This is a genomic window from Paraclostridium sp. AKS73, from assembly GCF_025671395.1.
GTDB classification, from domain to species: domain Bacteria; phylum Bacillota; class Clostridia; order Peptostreptococcales; family Peptostreptococcaceae; genus Paraclostridium; species Paraclostridium benzoelyticum.
The window spans coordinates 12,786-29,833 of record NZ_JAIXHU010000039.1; the positions used below are offsets into that span (position 1 = coordinate 12,786).

At 27.8% G+C, this 17,048-nt stretch carries 17 protein-coding genes, 1 rRNA gene, 1 pseudogene and 2 riboswitches; all 19 genes and pseudogenes read right to left on the minus strand.

Annotation, left to right across the window (positions count from 1 at the left end; genetic code table 11):
* Position 1: 1 nt before the first annotated feature.
* Entirely contained in the window at positions 2–559 is a 558-nt protein-coding gene (locus LEQ07_RS16330; RefSeq protein ID WP_021428156.1) for a decarboxylating cobalt-precorrin-6B (C(15))-methyltransferase, read from the minus strand.
* A complete protein-coding gene (locus LEQ07_RS16335; protein ID WP_150845205.1) occupies positions 549–1,157 on the minus strand; it encodes a cobalt-precorrin-7 (C(5))-methyltransferase in 609 nt (202 codons plus the stop codon). The genes LEQ07_RS16330 and LEQ07_RS16335 overlap by 11 nt, the downstream gene beginning before the upstream one ends.
* A gap of 39 nt (positions 1,158–1,196) precedes the next feature.
* A complete protein-coding gene (cbiD, locus tag LEQ07_RS16340) occupies positions 1,197–2,276 on the minus strand; it encodes a cobalt-precorrin-5B (C(1))-methyltransferase CbiD (protein ID WP_263331492.1) in 1,080 nt (359 codons plus the stop codon).
* A 9-nt stretch (positions 2,277–2,285) separates the two neighbouring features.
* On the minus strand, positions 2,286–2,918 hold the full coding sequence (locus LEQ07_RS16345) for a cobalt-precorrin-8 methylmutase (protein ID WP_263331493.1): 633 nt from the start codon (positions 2,916–2,918) through the stop codon (positions 2,286–2,288).
* Between the two features lie 2 nt (positions 2,919–2,920).
* Positions 2,921–3,532 (minus strand): hypothetical protein, encoded by a 612-nt coding sequence (locus LEQ07_RS16350; RefSeq protein WP_263331494.1) that lies wholly within the window; start codon positions 3,530–3,532, stop codon positions 2,921–2,923.
* Between the two features lie 8 nt (positions 3,533–3,540).
* The gene (locus tag LEQ07_RS16355; RefSeq protein WP_263331495.1) at positions 3,541–3,789 is read right to left on the minus strand and encodes a hypothetical protein; all 249 of its coding nucleotides are present in this window, start codon (positions 3,787–3,789) and stop codon (positions 3,541–3,543) included.
* A gap of 30 nt (positions 3,790–3,819) precedes the next feature.
* Positions 3,820–4,859: pseudogene (locus LEQ07_RS22000) on the minus strand (pyridoxal phosphate-dependent aminotransferase).
* A gap of 17 nt (positions 4,860–4,876) precedes the next feature.
* Positions 4,877–5,833 (minus strand): adenosylcobinamide-phosphate synthase CbiB, encoded by a 957-nt coding sequence (gene cbiB, locus LEQ07_RS16370; protein ID WP_195948212.1) that lies wholly within the window; start codon positions 5,831–5,833, stop codon positions 4,877–4,879.
* A complete protein-coding gene (locus tag LEQ07_RS16375; protein WP_263331498.1) occupies positions 5,826–7,181 on the minus strand; it encodes a cobyrinate a,c-diamide synthase in 1,356 nt (451 codons plus the stop codon). Before LEQ07_RS16375 ends, cbiB begins: the two co-directional genes overlap by 8 nt.
* Positions 7,182–7,189: 8 nt before the next feature.
* The gene (locus LEQ07_RS16380) at positions 7,190–8,701 is read right to left on the minus strand and encodes a cobyric acid synthase (RefSeq protein WP_263331500.1); all 1,512 of its coding nucleotides are present in this window, start codon (positions 8,699–8,701) and stop codon (positions 7,190–7,192) included.
* A gap of 119 nt (positions 8,702–8,820) precedes the next feature.
* Positions 8,821–8,998, minus strand: a riboswitch (cobalamin riboswitch).
* A gap of 32 nt (positions 8,999–9,030) precedes the next feature.
* Positions 9,031–9,636, minus strand: coding sequence for a histidine phosphatase family protein (locus tag LEQ07_RS16385; RefSeq protein ID WP_263331502.1), 606 nt, complete (start codon positions 9,634–9,636; stop codon positions 9,031–9,033).
* Positions 9,637–9,647: 11 nt separating this feature from the next.
* Entirely contained in the window at positions 9,648–10,418 is a 771-nt protein-coding gene (gene cobS / locus LEQ07_RS16390) for an adenosylcobinamide-GDP ribazoletransferase (RefSeq protein WP_046823131.1), read from the minus strand.
* Between the two features lie 4 nt (positions 10,419–10,422).
* Positions 10,423–10,947 (minus strand): bifunctional adenosylcobinamide kinase/adenosylcobinamide-phosphate guanylyltransferase, encoded by a 525-nt coding sequence (gene cobU, locus LEQ07_RS16395; protein ID WP_332843284.1) that lies wholly within the window; start codon positions 10,945–10,947, stop codon positions 10,423–10,425.
* 48 nt (positions 10,948–10,995) lie between these two features.
* On the minus strand, positions 10,996–12,042 hold the full coding sequence (cobT, locus tag LEQ07_RS16400; protein WP_046823129.1) for a nicotinate-nucleotide--dimethylbenzimidazole phosphoribosyltransferase: 1,047 nt from the start codon (positions 12,040–12,042) through the stop codon (positions 10,996–10,998).
* A gap of 106 nt (positions 12,043–12,148) precedes the next feature.
* Positions 12,149–12,324, minus strand: a riboswitch (cobalamin riboswitch).
* 592 nt (positions 12,325–12,916) lie between these two features.
* Entirely contained in the window at positions 12,917–13,597 is a 681-nt protein-coding gene (locus LEQ07_RS16405) for an ABC transporter ATP-binding protein (protein ID WP_263331515.1), read from the minus strand.
* Positions 13,598–13,663: 66 nt separating this feature from the next.
* Positions 13,664–15,031 (minus strand): ABC transporter permease, encoded by a 1,368-nt coding sequence (locus LEQ07_RS16410; protein WP_263331516.1) that lies wholly within the window; start codon positions 15,029–15,031, stop codon positions 13,664–13,666.
* Positions 15,019–16,230: an ABC transporter permease gene (locus LEQ07_RS16415; protein ID WP_263331517.1), complete on the minus strand. Its 1,212-nt coding sequence runs from the start codon at positions 16,228–16,230 to the stop codon at positions 15,019–15,021. The genes LEQ07_RS16410 and LEQ07_RS16415 overlap by 13 nt, the downstream gene beginning before the upstream one ends.
* 42 nt (positions 16,231–16,272) lie before the next feature.
* The gene (locus LEQ07_RS16420; protein WP_263331518.1) at positions 16,273–16,557 is read right to left on the minus strand and encodes a hypothetical protein; all 285 of its coding nucleotides are present in this window, start codon (positions 16,555–16,557) and stop codon (positions 16,273–16,275) included.
* Between the two features lie 377 nt (positions 16,558–16,934).
* Positions 16,935–17,048 (minus strand): 5S ribosomal RNA (gene rrf, locus LEQ07_RS16425); the annotation flags it as partial.

Genomic DNA, 17,048 nt, shown 5'->3' on the forward strand with positions numbered 1-17,048 from the left:
CTTACTCTCCCTTTTTACAAGATATTATATATATTGGATTTAAAGGTTTGAAATACTCACCTTTTCCTAACGGTTCTAATTTTGCTACATTTAGCATAGTAGCTTCTATATCTTCAAAACCTAATTCTTTTAACATATTTAAAGTTTTATAAAAAGTATCAATTATTATGAAGTTAGCTACTAAAGTTCCTTTTTCATTTAGATTTTCTTTAGCCCAGTTTAAAATTTCATTTAAGTTAGGTCCGCTGCCTCCAATAAATATTGAATCTACTTTTTTACCTATATCTATAGGTGCATATCCTTTTATAACTTCTACATTAGTTAAATTAAATTTCTCTATATTTTGATTTATTAATTCAATCGCTTTATCTTTGCATTCTATGGATATTACATCAATATTTGGGTAGTTGTAAGCTACCTCTACACTTACACTCCCTGTTCCTGCGCCAATATCTAAAAATGTATGCTTATTTTTCAAATCAAGCTTATTTATAGATATTGCTCTTACTTCTTCCTTTGTTATTGGGACATTTCCTGTTATAAATTCACTATTTTTCATCGAGTATCACCACTACATTCATATCAAATTTTTCTATCTTTAAAATTTCCTCTGGAGGTGCTGTAGTAATTCTTTCATTTTCATATGATAAATTTTCACCTACAACCATAATTTTTTTTAAATTCCTTTGTAGTATTTCTTTAGCGATTTCATTTGGGCCTATTTTATTATCAGTTACCATACATACTTTTTCATGTTGTAATATATAGTCAAAGTTAGGAATTTTTCCATGACTACTAGTTATATATAAATCATTCATGTCAGTATGTATCCTTGAAAATATATATTGCATAGAACTTATACCCGACACAATATTTAAATTTTTATTATCTATATTTTTAGATAAGTACTTTCCTATACCATATATAGATGGATCTCCTGATGCTATAATAGATATGTTTTTATCCTTATTTACTTTTAGATAATCTACGATTTCTTTCAAGTTACTTCCTAGTTCAATCTTAGTTCCTTCAAAATCGTTTACACTATCTAAATTTCTTTTTCCACCTATCAATATCTCTGAGTTATATATTAACTTTTCTCCTAATTTAGTGCAGTATCCTATGTTACCAGGCCCTAGACCTATAATATTAATCATAAAATACCTCCTTTAAATCGCCAGCTTTTTTCGACTTTCCTAACAGTTTTTTCTCCATAGAAAAATCATTACCTCAATTTCAATTTCATCATCATTCATATATATATCAATTCTTTTTTTACATTTTTCAGAAAGTATATTATAAATTTCTTTATATTTTTTATACTTATCATCTTCTAATATCTCTATAAATTCTTCTGTTGTTAAACATTCATTTACTTTATTTATCAATTCAAAAGGCGCATTCATTAAAGCTAAATTTGCTATTAAAATTTCATTTCTAGCATCTGCAACTTTACTATGTGTATTAAATATTCCGCCAGCTATCTTTACATATTTGCCTAAATGTCCAGCCATTAGAATTTTTTTAAATCCAACACGTTGAGCTTCTTTCAACATATATCCAATAAAATTACTGGTCCTAACTATATACTTTGAATCAATCCCTAAGCTTTCTTTTATAAACATTTCTCCATGGTTACCTGGTACCAAAATAACTTTATCCATTCCCTGAGCTTTTTTCATCTCTAGTTCTATTGATAAAGATTTCTTCCATCCTTCATCACTCATTGGCTCAACTATACCCGTTGTTCCTATTATAGATATACCTCCTACAATTCCAAGTCTTGGATTAAAAGTTTTTTTTGCAATAGTTTCTCCCTCTGGGGCAAATATAGTTATTTTAACTCCCTTTGTATCTCCTATTACTTTTCTAACTTCACTTTGTATCATGGATATAGGAGTTTTATTTATTGCAGCTTTTCCAATTTCTATTCCTAAGCCTTTTTTAGTTACCCTTCCAATCCCAATTCCACCATCTATTATTATTTCATTGCAATCAATAAGTTCAGCTTTAGCATATATATGCATTTTATGAGTTGCATCTATATCGTCGCCTCCATCTTTTTGAATCGAACATTGTGCAAAAACATTGTTTATATCTACATTCTCTACTTTTAAATTTAATGGAATTCCCTTGGGGGTATCTATATTTACAGTTTCTAATGTTTCCTTAGTTAAAATCATATATGTTGCCGCTTTAGCTGCACCTGTTGCACATGATCCAGTAGTATATCCTCGTTTGTATTTTTTGCCATCTATATAAACATATTCTTCCATAATATCACCTTACATAGAGTATAGTATTGCATTTATTATTGCTGCTGCTAAGTTGCTTCCACCTTTTCTACCTTTTGATATTATGTAAGGAATATCTGTTTTTTCTAACTCATCTTTAGATTCAGCCGCTCCTACAAATCCTACAGGTACTCCCACTACAGCTTCAACATTCAATTCTTTTGAATTATGCATTTCTATAACTTTATATAAAGCAGTTGGTGCATTTCCAAGTACAAATATTTTTTTACCTTCTTCTTTTGCTGCAACTTCCACTGCTGCCATAGATCTTGTTATACCTTTTTGTTTTGCAAAATCCGCTACTTTTTCATCACTTACAAAACATTTGTACTTACAACCTAATGCATCTAATCTTTTTTTATTTATGCCACTTAAAGCCATGTTAGTATCAGTGTATATAGTTGCATTTTCTTTCAAAGCACTTATAATATTTTCTACTACACCTTCAGATATTTTTAATATATCTAAATACTCAAAGTCAGCAGTTGTATGTATAGCTCTTTTTATTATTTTTTCTTCTAACTCATTTTTGAATTTATATTCAGGTCTTATCTCATCAATTATGCCTTGAATTATTTCAAAACTCTTAGTTTCTATCATCATAGGATTTTTAATGTATTCCATAGTTATTCACTCCTAAGTCCCCCAGCTATTATATCTGCTGTGTATATTTTGTATTTTTTATCTATTTTCTTTTCTACTATTTTTTCTACTATTTTACTTTCATCCATATCACATTCAAGCAATATACCTATAACTGTTCCACTGTGCGCTATATTAACGCCACAAGCCCCATACTCTTTTGAAATATCCATTATTTCACTTAAGTATTTTTTCTTATGAATATTTTCATTTGCAACACTACTTATATTGCACGCTTGTCCTATTAAATTTAAATCATTATTCTTTATTCCTTGTTCCAATAGTTTAAATGCATATTCAATTATGTACTTATTTTGCCTTTTAAGTTTTGTGTAATTTTCCTTTTTTCTTATATGTTTAGTACTTAATTTATCATTAGGCTCTAATATCAATACTTTTCCAGTATTAAAGCATCCTAATTTTTTTACAACACTTGCATCTAAAGGATTAAATATAGTGTTTTCTTTTAGATATATAGAATCTGTAGGTTCAATTTTGGTTGCAAGCTTTGATATATCATACTCACTTAAATCTCTTCCTATAAGGTTTAGCGTTGCTCTTATAGTAGCTCCTATATCGGCAGTAGAACTTGCCATCCCTTTGCTTATAGGTATCTCACTTTTATATCTATAGATATATTTTTTAAGTCATTCTTAGGCAAATTAAAATATCTAAATACCTCTTCCATAGCTTTTCTTGCTTTTAATGGTCCTCTATTTACATCACTAATTTTTTCTTCTAATGTTACTTTAGAAAATCGATTAATTGCATAAGATGATAAGTATTCTTTTTCTTTTATCATACCTTGCACAAACTCTCCACAAGATGCTGGGCATATTCCATATGATTTCATCCTATTCTCCTAGAATTTTATTTAATTGGTTTAATATTTTTTATTTTCTGAATGACTTTTTATCGCTATCCTAATATAACTTTCATCTAAATTTCTAAAATTAGATGCATCTCTAATAAGTATGTTCCCTTCTAGAAATAATTTTTCTTTTAATTTACTTGCTTTTGTATTTAGCAATTTTATTAAGATAAAATTTGTATTTGTATCATAAACCTTAATTGCTTTTATATCTCGTAATTCCTTTAAAATATATGCTCTTTCTTTTATAAAAAATTCTTTGCTATTTTTGATATATTCTTCATCTTTAAATATATAATTTGAAATAATATCTGCAAAAGAATTTATAGTCCATGGTTCTTTAATTTCATACATCTTATCTAAAATGTTTTGATTACTACATACTCCATACCCTAGCCTTATCCCCGGAATTCCAAAAACTTAGTTATAGCCTTTATTATAAAAATATTTTCATTTTCTTTAATATGTTTTATGAGACTATAATTTTCTTCATTTTCTGCAAATTCCATAAAAGTTTCATCTATTATAAGCAATTTATTGTACTTTTTTAAAAGTTCTACTAGTGAACTTAAATCATATGTTTTTCCAATAGGATTTGATGGATTACATATAAATAAACTATCAAATTTATCTATGTTTTCCCTTATATAATTTAAATCAAGTTCAAAATTGTTATCTTTATTTAGATATAAATTTAAAACTTCTAGCCCACTTAAATTTGCGCTTCTTTCATATTCTGAGAAAGTTGGGTTCAAAATAGCTATCCTTTTACCTATACTTTTCATTAAAAGATATATTATTTCAGTAGCCCCATTTCCTGGTATTATATTACAGCTATCTACATTTAAATATCTAGCTATATTTTCTCTTAGTCTTTTATAGCTTATATCAGGATATTTATTGCATACTCTTAGCCCTTCTAATATATATTCATCTAAATTTGGTATTAAATATGGATTTATATTAGAACTAAAATCTATAATATCTTTTGGATTTTTTTTATAAGCTCTACACATATCTTCTACGTTTGCTCCATGTCCAAGGTCTTTCATGATTTCCACCCTCTATCTTAAAGTACTATATAAGTAATTATTGAAAATATAACTAAAGCTATAAATGACGTTAAATACATTATTTTATTTGTTCTTAATATATCTTCAGCTTCTAACTCTCTATCTTTATCCCCTATAGTAGGTTTATAAACCTTTTCTCCAAAGTACATGTTTGTTCCTCCTAGTTGTACTTCTAGAGCACCTGCCACTGCACCTTCTGCATATGCGCAATTTGGACTTTTGTGGTTTTTTCTATCTCTCATAGCTATCTTGATACTTTTTTTAGAATTAAATCCTAATATAAAACTTGCTATCATCATGAAAAATGGTGTTATCCTAGCAGGTATAAAGTTTGCTATATCATCAATTTTCGCAGATGCAAATCCTATGTCTCCATACTTTTCATTTTTATATCCCACCATTGAATCTAATGTATTTATAGCTTTATAAGCCATTGCAAGAACAGGTCCTCCGATAAATCCATACATCATAGGTGAAATTATTCCATCTACTGTGTTTTCGGCTACAGTTTCTACAGTAGCTCTTATTATTTCATTTTCATTTAAACTAGTTGTATCTCTGCCAACTATATACGATAGTTGTTTTCTAGATTTTTCAATATCTCCAGTTTTTAAAACTTCATATATTTTTTTTGCTTCATCAGCTAAACATTTTGTTGATAATGTTGTATATAATATTATCGATGCTATAATCACATAAAAAATATTATTTATACAAAGTAAATTCAGAATTAAATTTGTTACTAATGCTGTAAATCCTACTGTTATAGTCCAAAGTAGGAACCCCCCTATTTTTAATTGTTTTTTTGATTTGAAAATTATTCTTATTTTTCCTTCTGTAAATCTTATAAGATTTCCAATAAATCTAACCGGATGTGGAAAAGAATATGGATCTCCTATAACCAAATCCAGTAGATACGCTATAACCATTACTAAAATTATTAATTTACTCATTTCTATCACCTATAAATTTTATTATTGAATCTAAATTATTATAAAAATGAGTATGTAAATATGTAGCTAAGGTATTCCCTTTTGAATATCCTCCATCCCATTCATCTACAATTTTATCGCCTCTTTTTTTAATCATTTTATAAGCACAGTTTTCATCACTTTTAAATTCTGAGTGATGGAATTCATGTCCTTTTATAATCTCTCCTTCATTCGAAAGAATTGTATCTTCCTTAGCTATCCCATCACAGTATCCGAATCTTTTAAGTGAACTTGTCATTTCACTAGTTCCTTTAAATATTCCTACCATATTATAAATATTTTCATCTGAATCTTTCAGCTTTTCCCCTAAATACATAAGCCCACCACATTCAGCATATATAGGTATATTTTTTTCATGTGCATTTTTTATAGATAATCTCATACTTTCATTTAAATGCAACTCTTTTGCAAATATTTCAGGAAATCCGCCTCCAATGTATATACAGTCTGCTTCAGGAACCTTCTTATCATTAAGAGGACTAAATTTAACAATTTCAACCCCCATATGTTCTAATAGTTCTATATTTTCTTTATAGTAAAAATTAAATGCTTTATCATAAGCTATAGCTACTTTTTTGTTTTCAAACCTTGGTAAATCTTTTAAATCAAAATTACTTTTTACTGATTCACTTTCTGAAATTTCAATTAGTCTATCTATATCTATGTATTTTTCTATCTCATCTCCTAAATCACTAAATTTTTCTTTTAACGATTCCATTTCAACACTTGGAATTAAACCTAAGTGCCTAGACTCTAAAGAAAATTTTTCATTAGGTGGGAAATAACCTAATACTTCAGTATTACAATATTTTTCTATAGCTCCTTTTATAAGTTCATAGTGACCTTTCGTTTTTACATTGTTTACTACTACACCTTTTATATTTACATTTTTATCTAATTCTTTATATCCAAGAACCATAGCTGCTGCTGAAGAAGATATAGCCTTTCCATTTATAACCAATATAACTGGGGCCTTTAGTAATTTAGAAGTATATGAACTTGTACATGCATCTAATTCTATACCAAATCCATCATACAATCCCATAACCCCCTCTATTACCGATATATCAGCTTCCTTTGATGCTTCATTTACTATATATTTAATTTTTTCATCTTCCAACATATATGAATCTAAATTTCTTGAGTCTCTCCCAGTTATGAATGTGTGATACGATGGATCTATATAATCTGGTCCTACTTTATACGGTTGAACTTTTAAGCCTCTTTTAGTTAGCGCTTGCATTATTCCCAGTGAAATAGTAGTTTTTCCAACTCCGCTATTTGTTCCTGCTATCAATATTTTTTTCATATTATCACCTAACCATTTATAATCTCATATATTTTTTCCATATCTAAACATTCTCTTAGTATTTTTGCTAACTTGTCATACTCTTTATTTTTAAATTCTTCAAACGAAGTTATAGAACTTTGATTTTCTTCTAATCCTTTGCTCTTCCTTATTGAATTTAATATTTCTCTTGTAAAACTATCATCATCAAAAATACCGTGAATGTAAGTTCCAACTACATTTCCTTCTTCATTTATACATCCCTCTTGATATGAAACATTATCTTCTAACTTTTTAGTTATTGTCAGTAGTGATTTTCCTTTTATATCTGTTTCACCCATATGTATTTCATATCCCTTTACACTAATATCACTTAATGAATTTAAGTATCCATTTAAATCTTTATTTATAATAGCTTCAACTTGAGTTGTAACTTTTTCTTTTTCAAATTTAGTTTCTATATCTAAAAGTCCCATTCCATCAATCTCTTTTATAGATCCCTCTATACCTTCCGGGTCATATAATTTATTACCTAAAAGTTGATACCCTCCACAAATTCCAAATATTAATTTACCTTGTTTTTGTAAATCTTTTATTTGCTTTTCTAATCCGCTCTCTCTTATATAAATTAAATCCTCTATTGTATTTTTACTTCCCGGTATTATGACCATATCTGGGTCTGATAAAGACTCCCCTTTTTCTATGTATCTAATACTTACATCTTCTTGTATCTCTAGCATATGCATATCTGTAAAATTTGACATGTACGGTGTTCTTATTATCTCTATATTCACATCATTCTTTTTAAATTGTTTTTTAAATCTATCTGTTACACTGTCTTCATCTTCTATGTTTAAATCACTATATGGAACTACTCCTAGGACAGGAACTTTTATAATATCTTCTAGCATATCGATTCCCGATTGTAAAAGTTCTACAGTCCCTCTAAATTTATTAATGATAACACCTTTAACTCTTTCTCGTTCTTTTTCTTCTAATAAAATCATTGTTCCAGCTATAGATGCAAACACTCCCCCTCTATCTATATCAGCAACTAATACTACAGGTGCATCTGCAATTTCTGCCATTCCCATATTAGCAATATCTCTATCTTTTAAATTAATTTCTGCACAACTTCCTGCTCCTTCTAGAACAATTACATCGTACTCATCGCTCAAGTCTTTATAAGTTTGTTTTAGCATTAAGGCAAGGTCTTCTTTATAATCGTGATATATGCTAGAACTTACGTTATCAAGAACCTTTCCATTTACTATTACCTGACATCTATTTTTCCCTGATGGTTTTAATAAAATTGGATTCATTCTAACATCAGGTTCAATTCCAGCTGCCTCAGCCTGAGTAACTTGTGCTCTCCCCATTTCTAATCCATCTTTTGTTATGTATGAATTTAATGCCATGTTTTGAGATTTAAAAGGTGCTACACTATATCCATCTTGTTTTAGTATTCTACATAATCCAGCTGCTAAAGTACTTTTACCTACATTAGAAGCTGTTCCTAAAAACATTAATGATTTACTCATAATAAAAGTTTCCTTTCCAATTTGTATTGTTTTTTTATTGCAAAAAAAGACCTATCCAGAATGGATAGATCTTAAAAAGTATATACTTAACCAATTTTAAAATCCTTCACCCCGAAGACTTTATTTCCATAAACTAGGCAGGTCTCCTGACTCAGCTTCATCCTAGTCCTATTCCTTCCCGTAAAATCACAGTGGTGTCTAATAGTTTCGTCAGCATTACAGTAGCGGGGGCTGCAAAGGATTCTAACCTTTTTCCCTATTAATCTTTAATGAAGAACCTAATTTATGTCTATTTTTATGATGTTTTTTATATATGTTTGTGTATGTATTTATGTTAAATATAAAGTATTATTTAGTGTATGAATTACAGAAAATCCATCTACTATGTCTATAATACTAACTGATGCATTATCTATTTTAAAATTCCAGTGATACTCATGTGTATTTCCAATTAAATAAGAAATGATATTTCTTATTGTTCCTGCATGAGCGCATATCAAAATGGTTTTATCTTTATTACAATCCAATATATAATTTATTTCTTTGCAAACTCTGTTATAAGAATCTACTAAACTTTCCCCATTTGGATATTTATATTCAAATCCATTTTTAATTATTTTTTCAAATTCTTCTCGGAAATTATTTTTTATATATTCAAAATTCATTCCTTCAAAGTCTCCAAAACTAATTTCTCTAAGATTCTCACTCTCAACAATGTCTAAGTTTTTAGATTTAGCTATATCCTTTATCGTATTCTTAGTTCTAGTAGATGTAGTTGTATATATACAATCAATATTTTCTTTTTCTAAGAATTTATTTAGCTTAAGTATTTGTTGTTTACCTAAATTACTTAATTCACTATCTATATGTCCAGATAAGTTTCCATCTATATTATCCTTTGTTGTAGCATGTCTTACTAATATAAGCTTTGACATAATCTCACCTCTTATTTTAATCCAAATGTCAAATATATAAAAATTAAATATACAACCTCGACAAGTTCGGATGTACATCCAAGTATATCTCCTGTTATTCCATCTATTTTTGAATATATATACTTAACAAAACATCTAGTAAATATAATCATAACTGGTATAAATGCTATTACTTTAATTATACTTATTGCATCTAAATTAAATAATACTGAACCTATAAATGCTACTAATATTGCTGTATATGCTATACCAATTAAAATCATATTTAAAGTTGGCTTTCCTATAAAAACATTCCCCATACCATTTTTTCTTGGTGTTACACTTTTATAAGAAGCTATTACAATAGCCATTCTTGCAAATACAGGCATAAATATTAAGTTATATAAATTTCCTGATTCTACAATAGAATACACCAACCCAAGTTTCATAAGAATCAAAAACAATACTGATAACATTGCATTAGTTCCCAATCTTGAATCTTTCATTATTTCTAATATTTTTTCTTTATCTCTGTAGCTATATATACCATCAAATGTATCCCCTACTCCATCTAAATGCAATCCTCCTGTTAATACAACAGTTGCTATTAATATATTTACAGCCGTTATATAACTATCAAATACTAAACTTGATACTAGTCCAACTATAAAGTATAAAATTCCAAGCACAAATCCTACTAAAGGAAAGTAGTACATAGTTTTATGAAATTCATCATCAAATCCTATATCGACTCTAATTGGAATTCTAGTTAAAAACTGTAATATTCCTATAAATCTTTTCATATTACTACTCCTTAATTTTCATAGGTATACCACTTACAACAAAGTAAACTTCATCAGCACATTTAGCTATATACTGATTTATCCTACCTACTATATCAGAATATACTCTACAAAGTTTATTATCAGGCACTAAACTCATACCTAACTCATTAGTTACTATTACAAAGTATAAATCTGTCTTTTTAATTTCATTTATTAGCATTTCAATTTGCTGTTTTATATACTTTTCCATCTCATTAGTTTCTTCTGGAGTGCATTTATCAAAATCTATTCCATAGTAAAATATTAAATTATTAACTAATAGTGTTACACAATCCAAAATAACAGTTTGATGTTTATTACCTAAATTATCTATTATCGAATATATATCTTTAAAAATTTCATAAGTTTCCCAATTACTCGGTCTACTCTCTTTATGTTTTTTAACTCTATCTTTCATCTCCTCATCAAAAGGAGTAGAAGTTGCTATATATGCTGTTGAATTTTCTCTACCTATACATAAACTTTCTGCAAAACTACTTTTCCAGATCTAGATCCACCAGTAACTAAAATTAACTTACTCATAAATTTCACCTTCTTATTTTCCTATGTCTACTTCATCAGTTGTTGCCATATTTTTATATGCATAATTTGCAGCTTCTATAATATTGAAGGCTAATGCTGAACCACTTCCTTCACCTAATCTCATATCCATATTAAGCATAGGATTTAACTTTAATATTTCTAAAGCCTTAGCTGCCCCTGCTTCTGCTGATGTATGTGATGCTATCATGTACTCTTTAACCATAGGATTTATAGTGTATGCTATTAAAGCTGCTGCATATGATATAAATCCATCAATAACTATTGGAGTTCTATTAGCCGCACAAGCTAAAATCACGCCTGCCATTCCCCCTATTTCAAAACCTCCAACTTTAGATAATATATCAACTCCATCTAATTTATCTGGTTTATTTAATTCAATTGCTTTTCTTATCGTGTTAGCTTTATGAGCTACTCTATCTTTTTTAAGTCCTGCTCCTATTCCCGTAACATCTATAGGATCACAATCAGCTATAACAGAAACTATAGCGCTACTTGGAGTAGTATTACAAATTCCCATTTCTCCTATTCCTATAAGGTTATATCCTTTTTCTATACTCTCATTTGCTACTTTTATACCTATTTCTAAACATCTAATAGCTTCTTCCCTAGTCATAGCCGGACCTTTTGCCATATTAGAAGTTCCTTTTCTAATCTTATAATCTATAACTCCATCTAATTTTTCATCTGTATTTATTCCTAAGTCAATTGCAACAACATCAGAATTTACAAATTTAGATATAGCTCCTACTCCACATACCCCTTTAGTAAAGTTCGGAAATTGAAGTCTCGTTATTTTCTGAGGGTCTGGTGCTACACCTTCTTCATATACTCCATGATCTCCTGCAAAAGCAATCACTATTTTTTTATCTGTATCAAAATATTTTTTTTCAGTTATTCCTGCTATTTGTATACATATATCTTCTAATTTTCCTAAGCTCCCCACAGGTTTAATTAATTTATCTAATCTATCTTTCGCTGCATTCATATGTAATTCACTTAATGGCTTTATGTTGTTTATCGTCTGTTCTAAAGTTTTCATGACTACCTCCTTAAATTACAATAAAAAAAGACTTAACTCAAGAGTTAAGTCTTTAAATATGTCATAAAAATATTTTAAGATTTAAATTCTTCACCCCGAGAACCTAGTTATATAATATACTAGGCAGGTCTCCTGACTTAGCTTCTTCCTTGCTCTAACCTTCCCGTAATTTTAACAGTGGTAAATAGAGTTCGTCTGCATCACAGTAGCGGGGACTGTAGAGGGATTACACCTCTTTCCCTATTAATCTTAAATGTAAGAACCTATATATATTTAAGTTATTTAATTTTGTTTTATTGATATTATGTATAAAAAATTCGCTTCACTCATGTCGCCAACGACTCCGTCCGTTGCTCAAAATGTCATTTTTTACTTTCACCAAAATATTTGTATCACTACGTTGTATAAGTTATCTACAAACATTTGTTAAGTAAAATTTCCTTAAGCGTAAAAAATCTCCCCACATACAACTAATTCTACATTAGTGTACATAAATCCTTTAATTTTTTCCATTGTAATTATTTACTTATCTATTGAGTATATATAATAATACCATAAAAATGATTAATTAGGTAGAGCACTTTGGAATATATTATAATATACACCTTTTTATTAAATTAACTTATCTATGTGATCCTGACTCAACAACCTGTCCTTTATTTAAGACATAGATTTTATCATTATTCATTATTGCAGATAATCTATGTGCTATAACTATAACATTTTTATTTTTTAATAATTCACTTATATTTTCTAATATAAACTTTTGAGATATATTATCTAGTGCTGATGTTGCTTCAACCTATACACGGACCAATTAAAATTCCTGTATATTATTGAAATGCAATAAGTTCCCCTATACTCATATTTCCTTTTAACCTTGCCTTATTTCTATTAATTTACCATCACTTATAGTAATCATTATATCTGCCATTTTTGCTATTTTTTCATCATGAGTTATCATAACTAAAGTCTGATTAAATTGTTTAACACATCTCTTTAATATATCCATAACTTCGTCACTAGTTTTACTATCTAAATTTCCAGTGGGTTCATCTGCAAATATTATAGATGGTTGATTTGATAAAGCCCTTGCTATTGCAACCCTTTGTTGTTGTCCCCCCGATAGCTCATTTGGAAATTTCTTTATTTGATCTTTTAATCCTAATCTTTCGATAATACTATCAATATACTTTTTATCTACTGGTTTTGAGTCAAGAGATATTGGTAAAATTATATTTTCATATACATTAATAACTGGTATTAGGTTAAAACTTTGGAAAACAAATCCGTATTCTTGTACCCTAATTGTAGATAATTTATCATCATTTAATGTATATATATCCTGATCTCCTAAATATACATTTCCTGATGTAGGTTTGTCCAATCCTGCCATACAATGAAGCAAGGTACTTTTACCACTTCCACTTTCTCCAACAATAGCAGTAAACTTACCACTTTCTATTTCTAAAGTAATACCATCAACAGCGTTTACCACGCTATCTCCTTTTCCATATATCTTTTTTAAATCTTTTGTTTTTATACTTTTTTTCATATATTATCAATTCCTTATTTTATTATAGTTTGTCTATATACAGACTTATTAAAAATATAAATTATTTTAGTATTTATTTATACCCTCACTTATATCTATATTGTCTATTAACTTTGACTTGAAATACCCTATTAAAAAAGCAAATAAAATTGTTATTGACATAAATATAAGAACCTCTTTTGGAGGTATGTATATATCACTCATGTTCAAATTATGTCCTAATTTTGCATGTATTTGTTTACTTTTGGTGAAAAATATAAGCTCATCTATTGAAACTGCAACCCCCGCTAATACACCACCTATAAGGCTATAAACTAAAGCTTCATATATAACTAACTTTTTTAAATATTTCTTTTTAAGCCCTATAGCCCTTAATATAGAAAACTCTCTTATATTGTTATTAATATTTATACTAACTGTTGTATATATATTAAATAATGCAGCTATCAATAGTATAGACCCTATCATCAACCTAGACTTTAAGTAACTATTTGAGTCAGTTGAACTTTTATATTTGTTATTTGGAGTAATAATATTCAAGGAATTATACTTTTTATTTATATTATCTACTAATTTATCTGCTTGTTTATTACCCTCCCCATCTATATTAAAGTTTACTTCCTGTATATAAGTGTCATTTGTTATATTCTTGAATGATTCTAAATTCATGTATATACCCATATTTACAGCGTAATTTTGCATTCCGTTATTATATTGGAATGATTGATCTAGTATAGCATTAACTCTACATTTATATGTTTTGTAACCAAATTCTTTATTATCTTTTTTGTTTAGTACTTTAAACTCAAATATATCTCCTATTTTTAAATTTTTAATAGCATCTTCCATCTTACCGTTATAGATGTTGCTAAATTTATTGCATATTGCAACATCTATAAATTTATTATTTTGTTCATTAATTTTTTGTATATTTCCTTCTTTTACATATTTATTTAATTTATTATAATCATCAACTCCACTTATCAAAGCCATTACTTCTAAATTCTCTTTTTTATTATCTTTTATCCCCTCCATTTTAATATAAGATTTATTTAAATTATCTTTTGATATTGTTACATATCCACATGTATGACTTAATAAATTAAAATCTTTTACTCCTTTAATCTTCTTTATATTTGATGCCTCTTCCATACTTATCTTATCTATGCTCTCATCAACATTTTCATAAGGCTTTATCATGTAACTATATTCATCTTTAAGTCCTACTGAATATTTCTGTGTTTTATTAAAATAGTTTTTCATATTCGTAGATGTACATGATATAAACACAAATCCACTAAATGCAATTATGGCAATTGAAATTATTGACTTAGATTTGCTTCTTAATAAATTGTTTTTTAAAAGTGTTTTTAGAATTTTCTTATTCTTTTTTGCTTTATACTTAACCTTGTCACTTTTATTTATAAGATCCATTGGGTATTTTTTAATGATTTTAATATAGGTAAACATATTGCTATTAATAATGCACCTAAAGTTATTAAAAAAGCTTTACCTACTATAAGATGTGAAATATTTAACTTAACTTTGCTAAAATCACTTATATTAAATAAGTTGGATCCTACAAATATACTCATAGCATATCTTGCAAAAATAATAGAAGAGATAAACCCTATAAATCCACCTATAATAAATAATATACTCATTTGAAATAAATAAAATCTAATAACCTTTTTATTAGACATTCCCACTGTTCTTAAGTCTCCAATTTGATTCATCATTTTACTAAGAATTATATTAAAATAATTAAAAATTGTAAGAGATGCAGTTATTGCTACAAGGATTTTTACCTCTTTTTGATTCTCCTGTTGGAAAGCTCCATATAATCTAAGTGCCGCATCCAAGTATTGATTACTAGATACGTCTGATTGTCCATCTTTTCTAATATCTGTTGTATAGTCAGATGATGGATCGTATTTTTTTCTTATTTCATTAAATTTCTGATCTATATTATGTTCATTAATCCCTTTAACATTATAAATCGTACTATAAGTTATAAATTTATCTGGTATTATATTTTTACTATCTCCAACAAAGCTATCTAGTTCTATATCTTCAAGGTTATAATAGTCTTCAACTTTACTTATAACCCCAACAACCTTATAATTATCTTTTTTACTATAAATTTCATTAGTTTCATCTAATTTATAATTAATTTTATTTACTCCTGAAATACTTTTATTTAAAATATTTTCCTTATCATATTTACCTAATAACTTTGAATCTATAATAATTTCATGTTCATTTTTAGGATATCTTCCTGAAATAAGGTCATAGTTTAAATCCTTTAAATAATTTTTATCAAATGAATATAGTTTACTTTTTAATCCATCTTGTAAAATAAATTCACCTAAATTTTTAACTGTAGATAAATTATAAACTTCATCTACCTTTTTTAATTTTTCTATATTTTCTTTATTATTACTTATAAATGTTCCATCATAATATCCTGCAATTTCTTTAGCCTGGTTTATTTGATTTATAGACATACTATCTCCTATTATGTCTACTCCCAGTATTAATGTGATTGCAACTACTATAGAAGCTATTATAGTAATTGACTCTTTTCTATTTTTTCGTAAATACATTAAGGCTAGCTTTAGCTCAAATAACATTTTTTCTCTCCCTATAAAAAATATTAAATTAAATTGTAATAATTAACTTTCAAAAACTTCCTTTATAGACGAAATAGTATGCTTTTTTAAAGCTACAAATTTAATTGGCTTTAATAAATATCTATATACTCTAAATTCATATCCGTCTTGTAGATAATCTATTACCCCTGTTATAAATATGATTTCACAACTTTTGTCTTTTTCTCTAATTTTTTTGCGACTTCCATACTTATTAACTTTTTCATATGCATCTTCAGGGTAATTATTTATTAAATCCTCCCCACAATCAAATACTATTATTTTAAATTGATTAGTTAATTTACTCAATATAATTTCTAAATTATAATACTTCTTTTTCCCCTTATTTCGCTATATAAATATATTAACACAATATACTCTAATGGTAAATTACACCAATTATTTAATCTTTTATTTATCCATATCGTACAAGCACAGTTCTTTTTTATTTTGATGCACGAAAAAGGTGGTTAGTATTAAGTTACAATGCAGAAATCATTTTAAAGCATCTTCTCTTATATTTATCTCCTACCGTACAAGCGTAATCTTTATTTATTTTCGTACAACAAAAAGTGGTTAGTATTAAGTTACAATGCAGGAGTCATTTTAAAGCATCTTTTCAGCTTTATGACTTCAAATGTAACTTAATACTAACCACTACAAATCTACGTAAAATAAAAAAGATTACGTGGCTACGTCCTACTCTCCCAGGCAGCTTCCCACCAAGTACCATCGGCGCTAAAGAGCTTAACTTCTGTGTTCGGAATGGGAACAGGTGTATCCTCTTTGCTATAATAACC

What these genes read in the sequence shown, in the direction of transcription:
- LEQ07_RS16330 (WP_021428156.1), bottom strand. Translation starts at nt 559, where the DNA reads ATGAAAAATAGTGAATTTATAACAGGAAATGTCCCAATAACAAAGGAA.
- LEQ07_RS16335 (WP_150845205.1), bottom strand. Translation starts at nt 1,157, where the DNA reads ATGATTAATATTATAGGTCTAGGGCCTGGTAACATAGGATACTGCACT.
- cbiD (WP_263331492.1), bottom strand. Translation starts at nt 2,276, where the DNA reads ATGGAAGAATATGTTTATATAGATGGCAAAAAATACAAACGAGGATAT.
- LEQ07_RS16345 (WP_263331493.1), bottom strand. Translation starts at nt 2,918, where the DNA reads ATGGAATACATTAAAAATCCTATGATGATAGAAACTAAGAGTTTTGAA.
- LEQ07_RS16350 (WP_263331494.1), bottom strand. Translation starts at nt 3,532, where the DNA reads ATGGCAAGTTCTACTGCCGATATAGGAGCTACTATAAGAGCAACGCTA.
- LEQ07_RS16355 (WP_263331495.1), bottom strand. Translation starts at nt 3,789, where the DNA reads ATGAAATCATATGGAATATGCCCAGCATCTTGTGGAGAGTTTGTGCAA.
- cbiB (WP_195948212.1), bottom strand. Translation starts at nt 5,833, where the DNA reads ATGAGTAAATTAATAATTTTAGTAATGGTTATAGCGTATCTACTGGAT.
- LEQ07_RS16375 (WP_263331498.1), bottom strand. Translation starts at nt 7,181, where the DNA reads ATGAAAAAAATATTGATAGCAGGAACAAATAGCGGAGTTGGAAAAACT.
- LEQ07_RS16380 (WP_263331500.1), bottom strand. Translation starts at nt 8,701, where the DNA reads ATGAGTAAATCATTAATGTTTTTAGGAACAGCTTCTAATGTAGGTAAA.
- LEQ07_RS16385 (WP_263331502.1), bottom strand. Translation starts at nt 9,636, where the DNA reads ATGTCAAAGCTTATATTAGTAAGACATGCTACAACAAAGGATAATATA.
- cobS (WP_046823131.1), bottom strand. Translation starts at nt 10,418, where the DNA reads ATGAAAAGATTTATAGGAATATTACAGTTTTTAACTAGAATTCCAATT.
- cobT (WP_046823129.1), bottom strand. Translation starts at nt 12,042, where the DNA reads ATGAAAACTTTAGAACAGACGATAAACAACATAAAGCCATTAAGTGAA.
- LEQ07_RS16405 (WP_263331515.1), bottom strand. Translation starts at nt 13,597, where the DNA reads ATGAAAAAAAGTATAAAAACAAAAGATTTAAAAAAGATATATGGAAAA.
- LEQ07_RS16410 (WP_263331516.1), bottom strand. Translation starts at nt 15,031, where the DNA reads ATGGATCTTATAAATAAAAGTGACAAGGTTAAGTATAAAGCAAAAAAG.
- LEQ07_RS16415 (WP_263331517.1), bottom strand. Translation starts at nt 16,230, where the DNA reads ATGTTATTTGAGCTAAAGCTAGCCTTAATGTATTTACGAAAAAATAGA.